At 62.9% G+C, this 7,641-nt stretch carries 9 protein-coding genes; 2 read left to right on the plus strand and 7 right to left on the minus strand.

Going from position 1 to position 7,641, the window contains the following annotated elements:
* The first annotated feature begins 72 nt into the window (after window positions 1–72).
* Both HMPREF3087_RS01865 and mtnN read left to right on the plus strand, forming a co-directional pair.
* Window positions 73–531 carry an S-ribosylhomocysteine lyase gene (locus HMPREF3087_RS01865; RefSeq protein WP_070427845.1) on the plus strand — a complete coding sequence of 153 codons (459 nt, stop codon included), beginning with the start codon at window positions 73–75 and terminating at the stop codon, window positions 529–531.
* Window positions 531–1,274 carry a 5'-methylthioadenosine/S-adenosylhomocysteine nucleosidase gene (mtnN, locus tag HMPREF3087_RS01870; protein ID WP_070427846.1) on the plus strand — a complete coding sequence of 248 codons (744 nt, stop codon included), beginning with the start codon at window positions 531–533 and terminating at the stop codon, window positions 1,272–1,274. Before HMPREF3087_RS01865 ends, mtnN begins: the two co-directional genes overlap by 1 nt.
* Here the strand turns inward: mtnN and HMPREF3087_RS01875 are convergent.
* The 7 genes from HMPREF3087_RS01875 to infB form a co-directional block, all read right to left on the minus strand.
* On the minus strand, window positions 1,203–2,186 hold the full coding sequence (locus HMPREF3087_RS01875) for a bifunctional riboflavin kinase/FAD synthetase (RefSeq protein ID WP_083271972.1): 984 nt from the start codon (window positions 2,184–2,186) through the stop codon (window positions 1,203–1,205). The two genes, mtnN and HMPREF3087_RS01875, sit on opposite strands and share 72 nt — an antisense overlap.
* Before the next feature lie 24 nt (window positions 2,187–2,210).
* Complete coding sequence (locus tag HMPREF3087_RS01880; RefSeq protein ID WP_062019530.1) at window positions 2,211–2,615, minus strand: hypothetical protein; 405 nt, start codon at window positions 2,613–2,615, stop codon at window positions 2,211–2,213.
* Window positions 2,608–3,189, minus strand: a complete 582-nt coding sequence (locus HMPREF3087_RS01885) for a hypothetical protein (RefSeq protein ID WP_070427847.1) — start codon at window positions 3,187–3,189, stop codon at window positions 2,608–2,610. The genes HMPREF3087_RS01880 and HMPREF3087_RS01885 overlap by 8 nt, the downstream gene beginning before the upstream one ends.
* Before the next feature lie 67 nt (window positions 3,190–3,256).
* Window positions 3,257–4,189: a tRNA pseudouridine(55) synthase TruB gene (gene truB / locus HMPREF3087_RS01890; RefSeq protein WP_070427848.1), complete on the minus strand. Its 933-nt coding sequence runs from the start codon at window positions 4,187–4,189 to the stop codon at window positions 3,257–3,259.
* Window positions 4,186–5,034, minus strand: coding sequence for a VldE C-terminal domain-containing protein (locus HMPREF3087_RS01895; RefSeq protein ID WP_070427849.1), 849 nt, complete (start codon window positions 5,032–5,034; stop codon window positions 4,186–4,188). The genes truB and HMPREF3087_RS01895 overlap by 4 nt, the downstream gene beginning before the upstream one ends.
* A 102-nt stretch (window positions 5,035–5,136) precedes the next feature.
* Window positions 5,137–5,592 carry a 30S ribosome-binding factor RbfA gene (gene rbfA / locus HMPREF3087_RS01900; RefSeq protein ID WP_019174862.1) on the minus strand — a complete coding sequence of 152 codons (456 nt, stop codon included), beginning with the start codon at window positions 5,590–5,592 and terminating at the stop codon, window positions 5,137–5,139.
* A 23-nt stretch (window positions 5,593–5,615) separates the two neighbouring features.
* Window positions 5,616–7,641, minus strand: a 2,026-nt coding sequence (gene infB / locus HMPREF3087_RS01905) for a translation initiation factor IF-2 (RefSeq protein ID WP_083271973.1), incomplete at its 5' end; no start/stop codon positions are given.

The following is a 7,641-nucleotide window of genomic DNA, read 5'->3' on the forward strand; positions in this document are numbered from 1 at the left end:
CTATCAGACCGCGGCCGGCAAAACGGCAGAGACCACCTTAACACGCCCGCACCCCTCTGCGATAATCGAGCCATGGACACCACAAACGTAGAATCCTTCAGCCTCGATCACACAGCTGTCGCCGCACCCTATGTGCGCGTTGCCGACCGCACGGAGTTCCCCGGCGGAGTCGAACTCATCAAGTACGACGTCCGATTCTGCCAGCCCAACAAAGAACACCTCGACATGGCCGCCATCCACTCCATTGAGCACATGACGGCACACCACATGCGCAACCACACCGACGGCCTCGTCGACTTCTCCCCCATGGGCTGCCAGACCGGCTTCTACGCTCTGACAAACGGCATCGAACCGGCAGAGTTCCTGCCGATCCTGGAAAAGGCCTTCAACGACCTCCTGAAAGCCGAAGCTGTTCCCGCCGCAAATGAAACGCAGTGCGGCTGGGCGGCAAGCCACTCCCTTGAAGGCGCTAAGACCGCTGTGCGCGACTTCCTCGCCAAGCGCGGCGAATGGGATCAGGTGTTCGCCTGATGGCCCCCGGCCAGCTGCCCAGCGACCCCGTTGCCATCCAGGTGGCGATGGACCAGGAGGCCGCACCCTTCTTGGCCGCAGCCGAAAGCCGTGAGCACCTGCGGACACTCGGCCCGGCAGATTTTCACCGACTGGAGTTCGACTTCGGACCCGCTGTTCTCATTCGCAGCGGAATCGGCCTAGCGAACGCAACCACCGCAACAACACAGGCAGCCATGCTGTACGAACCGCGCGCCGTCATTTCCGCAGGGTCAGCCGGCGGCGTCGGAGAGGACATCGCAATTGCCGATGTGGTGATTGCCGACAGCGTGCGCTTCCACGACTCCGACGCCACCGCATTCGGCTACGAACCCGGCCAGGTGCCGGACATGCCCGCCGCCTACCCTGCAGACGCCCGACTGCTTGCCGCTGGGCGGCAGTGGGCCGCAGAGAATACCCGGGTGAAGTTCGGCGAGGCCCTGTCAGGCGCATCGTTCATCACGGAGGCCAACATCGGCCACATGCGGCAGACGTTCCCCGCGGCACTGAGCACGGACATGGAAACCGCCGCCATCGCACAGACGGCCCACACCTTCGGCGTTCCGTTCGGTGCAGTGCGCGCGATCTCAGACCTGTGCGGCCCGAAGGCCGGCGATGACTTTTCACTCAGCCTCGACGAGGCTGCCGAAATGTCAGCCGAGGCGACCCTCGGACTGCTGCGGGCATTCAATGCCCAGGGCGGCGCAGATGTCGCGGACGTCTAGGGCGATCTGCTCAATCAGCTGGTCGAGGCCGTTGAAGACGACCTGGCCGCGAATGCGGTGGGTGAATTCGACTTCGGCCTCGTCCCCGTAGACGTCGAGGTCTGCGAAGTCGACACCGATGATGTGTGCTTCCACGCGCCGGTCATCACCGTAGAACGTGGGGTTAGAGCCCACGGATATTGCCGTGGGCAGGCGCTCTCCGCCGTTGAAGCGAGTCCAGCCGGCATACACGCCGTCGGCCGGAATCATGCCGTCGACCAATCCGAGGTTGGCAGTCGGGAAGCCGAGTTCGCGACCTCGGGCGTTGCCGTGGACGACGGTTCCCGTCACCGAATGGGGTTCCCCCAGGATGTGGGCTGCCGCCGTGACATCACCAGCGTCGATGAGCGAGCGGACTTCTGTCGATGAGTAGCGTCCGCCGTCGTCGCCGAGGTCGTCAAGGCCGATGACGGTGTCGATTCCGCATTCCCTGCCATAGGTGCGCAGAGTATTGAGGTCTCCGGAGTTTCCGCGGCCGAAGCGGACATCGCTGCCGACGACAACCGCACTGGCGCGCATGTGGCCCACGAGGTAATCGCGGATGAACTCCTCTGGGCTCGCCTGCGCGAAGTCGAGGGTGTAGTGCTGAACGAGAACGGCATCGACGCCGGTTTCGGCGATCTTGTCGAGCTTCTCGTCAAGTCCCATGATGAGCTTCGGGGCGTGCTCGGGACTGTGCACGGCCGCCGGGTGAGGGTCGAAAGTCAGAACGACGGCGGGAACTGCGAGTCGTTTCGCCGTGGCAACGAGTTCACCCAGCACCAGCCGGTGGCCGCGGTGAACACCGTCGAAATTGCCGATCGTCACGGCGTTGGCCGTCTGCAGACGCTTAGGCCCGGCAGCGAACTCTGCTGTCGACCGGAAAATCTCCACGACGCTCCTTATGTTTGGGACGGGCTAAGCGTAGCGCACAAGAAACCGGGCTGCTTCACCCAGCACACCGGCCACTGCCAGCGACGCAAGGCTGCCGATGATGAACCTCTCCCCCGCCGCGCGGGACGCACGCAGCTCAGGAAAGCGTCCGAGCCCTTTGAGCGCGACGATGACGGCGAGAACTTCGGGCTGTCCCAGCGCAATGGCAACCGCCGCAGTGAACCTTTCGAGCAGACCGATCCACAGTCCCCCGCGGAGCAGACCAGGAGAGTCGATGGCGGGGGCGTCCTGCACTGCAGGCTCCTGTTTTATGTCCAACGCCGGCTTTTCCCGCCTGCTCGCGGCGGCTCGCAGAATGAGGGACGTCACGGGCCAGCCGATCAGTGAGGCCGCGAGTCCAGCGGCCAAAGCAGCCACCAGTTCAAGCATCGTGGCGTCCGTTCTCCTCGTTGAGCAGCAGCTCCAGCTGCGTGACTCCCTCTTCAACGGCCGCGGCCTTGGATGCCCGCAGCGAGTCAGACACCGCCTGCTGCGAGATCTGCAGCTGTTCGGCCACCTGGCGCTGAGTGTGCTTGCGGGCCAAGGAAAGAACTTCCCACTGCCTGTCGCTTGCCTTCTCGATCCAGTGCGCTGTGAAGCCGGCAAGCGTTTGGGCCGGCTCTACGGGCCCGGCAGGTGAGCAAACAGCGATTTCCTGCCATCGGTTTTTCGCGGTCTCAACGGCGCAGCGGGCGGCAAGAAACGCATCACCCCTAGAGGCCGCAGGTGTTTCTGCGAGCTCGGCGGAACCGATGCCGATTCCGACAGACCAACGCCCGCTGCGGAGAATAACCTCGAGTGCAGCAAGCACATCCGCCCCGGTGGCGAACACGCCCTGCACTTCATCCCCCACTGTCCGTTCAAAAGGCAGGACAGCTGAACACTCCGACGCAGCGGCCAACAAGGCCGGCACTCGGTCGGGTTCACTGCGCGAATCACGCTGATCGGCGTTGATGACGAACATAGAGACAGTATTTCAGCAAAGCAGCGTGCGAACAAGCAAAATAACTTGTTTTTTGTTTTACAAGTGATTACTGCTTGTAATCTTCGAGCGACGCGGTGCCCACCGCAATCTTCCACGCACCCTGCCGCGGCTCGACAACACCCACGAGCCTTCCGTCGGCAATTGCCGCACACCTGTCGGCGCTCGGATCGGCTGCGGGAATAGGCAGAAACCGCCCCTGCAGAAGACCACGCGCAACCTGCGCATCGACCGTCACTGCAGGCATGAGACCAGCCGCACCCGAACCGAGGTCGATCAGCTCAGGAGGCGGCACCTCGTCAACCTGACCCCGCTCTGGAAGCTCGTGGGCGTCATCAACGGAAAAAGGACCGATACGGGTCCGGCACAGAGCGGTCAGGTGCCCGTACACACCGAGGTCCTCGCCGATGTCACGAGCCAGGGCGCGGATGTAGGTGCCGGTGGAGCAGTCGACAGAGACATCAACGTCGATATGCGATTCAGCACGGCGAATATCGTGAATGTCGAAGCGAGAAACAGTCACCGAACGGGCTTTGAGCTGGACGTCTTCACCGGCGCGCACAAGCTCATAGGCCTTTTTGCCTTCGATCTTCACGGCAGAAACAGCCGACGGCACCTGCTCGATACTGCCTGTCTGCTTTGCCACGGCTTCCCGAATCTCAGCTTCGGTCAGCCCCGCCAAAACGGCCGGGTCGGCGAAACGATCGGGCGATGAGTCCGCATCGTCACTGGGCGTTGACGAGCCCAAGCGCATGGTGGCGGTGTAGGTTTTATCAGCCCCGACCACATAGGTCAGAAGCTTGGTCCCCTGCCCCAGACCAAGCACAAGAAGGCCCGTTGCCATGGGGTCAAGGGTGCCGGCGTGCCCCACCTTGCGGGTGCCGTACCAACGACGGGTGCGCGAAACGGCGTCGTGACTGGTGATCCCACCGGGCTTGTCTATCAGCAGAAGCCCGGTGGGACCAGAAGAAGATTTCGTCACTTCACAGAAATGTGGACGTGGTCAAAGTGGTTCGCGGTCGCGCTTCCGCGGTTTTCCATCTGCTTCCAACCGCGTCCGGGCATCCAGATTCGCTGCTCCCAGATGATGTACTTGATGTTGAGCTGCGAGGAGTTCTTGATCAGGTAGTTCGAAATGGCGTCGCCGGTCGAACCGGTGATCATAACGTCCACGGCGTTGCCCGTGTGGTGATCCGAACCGGGGTCATTGCGGCGGCCGCCATAGGACTTCACCTGCGGGAACTGGGCGCAGACCGCACGGTAAGCGGAAATCGCGTTGGGGGTGAGTCCGCTTTCAATAGACGAGGACACCGAGCACTTTGCGCCGGACACATTGCCCGAAGCCGCTGCGGCACCAGCAGAAGAGGACTTGCTGTCAGACGAGGAGCCGCTGCCGGAAGCACCGGATGCGGAGCCGTTCGAGGACGCTGCACCGGAACCGGCCGAACCGTCGGTGTTTTCCTCAACAGGTTCGGCAAGAGAGACCGCGCCGGCCTTGACCGACTTTTCGGCGTCCTTGGGAGCCTTGGGCGAAACGACGTCGGCTTCCGGGGCGAGCTTCGACGCGAAAGCTGCGGTGTCATCTTCGCCTGCGCCGTTGTTGGTCATAACGGCGGCCGATGTTGCAATTGCAGCACTTGCCGCAACGGGGACGGCAATAGCCGAAAGAACCGGGCGGCGGTTGACCTTCGCGAGGATCCCCGTGGAGGTCAGGGTTTCTGCTTCGCGGCGGGCGGAACGGCGGCCGGGCTGCGACGGGCGAAGCGCTCCAAGAAGATCAGCGACGTCAGCGAAAGCGCTCTTCTTAGGTGCTGAGTGTCTACCCACTGATGTTTCCAATCCTTAATGAACGTTACCGAAGCTTTATAAAGCATAGGGGGCGGCTGTGCACAATGCAAAGCCGCCCCCTACGAGTTTCGTCACATCCGGTCAGGCGTCGAAGTCGAAGTCCTCGTTCGGCTTTCGTTCCCTGGGCTTCCGGTAGGGGTCTTCGTCCCCTGCCGGAACCGCTCCCTTGGATGCGGCCGCGATTTCAGCATCGCGCGCCTGGGCCTTCGCCAGGAGGTTTTCGATGTCCTCAGCTGCCTGCGGTACAGCGTCCGCCGTGAACTCAAGAGTCGGGGTCAGTCGGATGCCCAGGCCCTTGCCCACTTCGGAGCGGATGAGACCGCGTGCCGATTCCAGCGCCGCCTGAGTTGAGGCCAGCTGTTCGTCGTCACCGAAGACCGTGTAGAACACAGTTGCGTTCTGCAGGTCGCCGGTCACCCGAACATCGGTGATCGTGATGAAGCCCAGCCGCGGGTCCTTGACTCGCTTTTCGAGGGTTTCGGCCACGATGACCTTGATCCTGTCGGCAATCTTGCGTGCGCGTGTGGGATCGCTCATGTCAGAGTCTCCTTACTCGAGCCTCAGTCGCGGGGCTTTTCCTGCATCTCGAAGGCTTCGAGGATGTCGCCTTCGCGAATGTCATTGAACTTGCCCAGGCCGATACCGCATTCGTAGCCGTCGCGGACTTCCGTGACGTCGTCCTTGAAGCGGCGCAGCGATTCGACAGCGAGGTTGTCGCCGATGACGACACCGTCGCGGGTCAGGCGAACCTTGGCATTGCGCTTGATCACACCGTCGCGAACGATCGAACCGGCGATGTTGCCGAACTTCGACGAGCGGAACACTTCGCGGATCTCGGCCGATCCGATGTGCACCTCTTCGTATTCCGGCTTGAGCATGCCCTTCAGCGCTGCTTCGATGTCGTCGATCGCGTCGTAGATCACCGAGTAGTAGCGAACGTCGACGCCTTCGGCATCCGCGAGGTCGCGAGCGTTGGCCTCGGGACGGACGTTGAAGCCGATGACGATTGCGTTGTCAACAGTTGCGAGGTTGATGTCGTTCTCGGTGATCGCACCAACACCACGGTGAATGATTCGCAGGCCGACTTCGTCGCCGTCGCCGACTTCGATGTTGAGCAGCGAGTCTTCGAGGGCTTCGACCGCACCCGACACATCACCCTTGAGGATGAGGTTGAGCATGTCGATCTTGCCCTCTTCGATTGCCTTCGTGAAGTCTTCGAGGCTGATGCGCTTGCGGCTGCGCGCGGCTGCCGCGTTGCGTTCAAGGGCATCGCGCTTCTCGGCGATCTGACGGGCGGTGCGGTCGTCGCTGACGACCATGAAGGAATCGCCAGCGCGCGGCACGCTCGACAGGCCGAGCACCTGCACGGGGCGCGACGGGCCGGCTTCTTCGACCGTGTTGCCGTTTTCGTCGAACATGGCGCGAACGCGTCCGTGGCTGGAGCCGCAGACAATCGCGTCGCCCTGTCGCAGCGTTCCAGAGTCGACCAGCACGGTCGCAACTGCACCGCGACCGCGGTCGAGCTTCGCTTCGATTGCGACACCGCGGGCTTCGCGGTCAGGGTTGGCCTGCAGGTCAAGTGCCGCATCGGTGGTCAGCAGAACGGATTCGAGCAGTTCGTCAATGCCCGTGCCCTGCTTAGCCGAGATCTTCACGAACATCGTGTCACCGCCATACTCTTCGGCGATGAGGTTGTACTCGGTCAGCTGCTGCATGACCTTGTCCGGGTTGGCTTCGGGCTTGTCGACCTTGTTGACCGCCACGACGATCGGCACGCCGGCAGACTGCGCGTGGTTGAGCGCTTCAATCGTCTGCGGCATGACGCCGTCATCGGCTGCCACGACGAGGACTGCGACGTCGGTGGCCTTCGCACCGCGAGCACGCATAGCCGTGAAGGCTTCGTGACCCGGGGTGTCGAGGAAGGTCATCTTGCGCTCTTCGCCTTCGTGGTCGACCGTCACTTGGTAAGCACCGATGTGCTGGGTGATGCCGCCGGATTCGCGGTCGATGACGTTGGTCTTGCGGATAGCGTCCAGCGTGCGGGTCTTACCGTGGTCGACGTGACCCATGACGGTGACGACCGGCGGGCGCGGCTGCAGGAGGTCGTCGTCTTCGTCTTCGAGCTCTTCGGCTTCGAGGTCGTAGCCGAAGCTTTCGAGCAGTTCGCGGTCTTCGTCTTCGGGCGACACGATTTCGATCTTGTAGCCGAGCTCTTCGCCCAGCACCTTGAACGTGTCTTCGTCCAGCGACTGCGTAATCGTCGCCATTTCGCCCAGGTGGAACAGGATTGTCACCAGGTTTGTGGGGTCGGTTTCGATCCGCTCGGCGAAGTCCGCCAGCGAAGCACCGCGGCGCAGGCGCAGCGGCGTCGAACCGTCACCGTGAGGAACCTTGACACCGCCGACCGACGGTGCCTGCATTTCCTCCATTTCCTGACGCTTTGCCCTCTTGGACTTGCGTCGGCGACCGGAAGGTCCGCCGCGTCCGAAAGCACCCTGTGTGCCGCCGCGACCGGGACCGCGACGACCTCCGCCGGGACGACCGCCGCCGCGCGGAGGTCCGCCGGGACGACCGCCGCCGGGCGCA

This window comes from Brevibacterium sp. HMSC22B09 (assembly GCF_001806795.1).
GTDB classification, from domain to species: domain Bacteria; phylum Actinomycetota; class Actinomycetes; order Actinomycetales; family Brevibacteriaceae; genus Brevibacterium; species Brevibacterium ravenspurgense.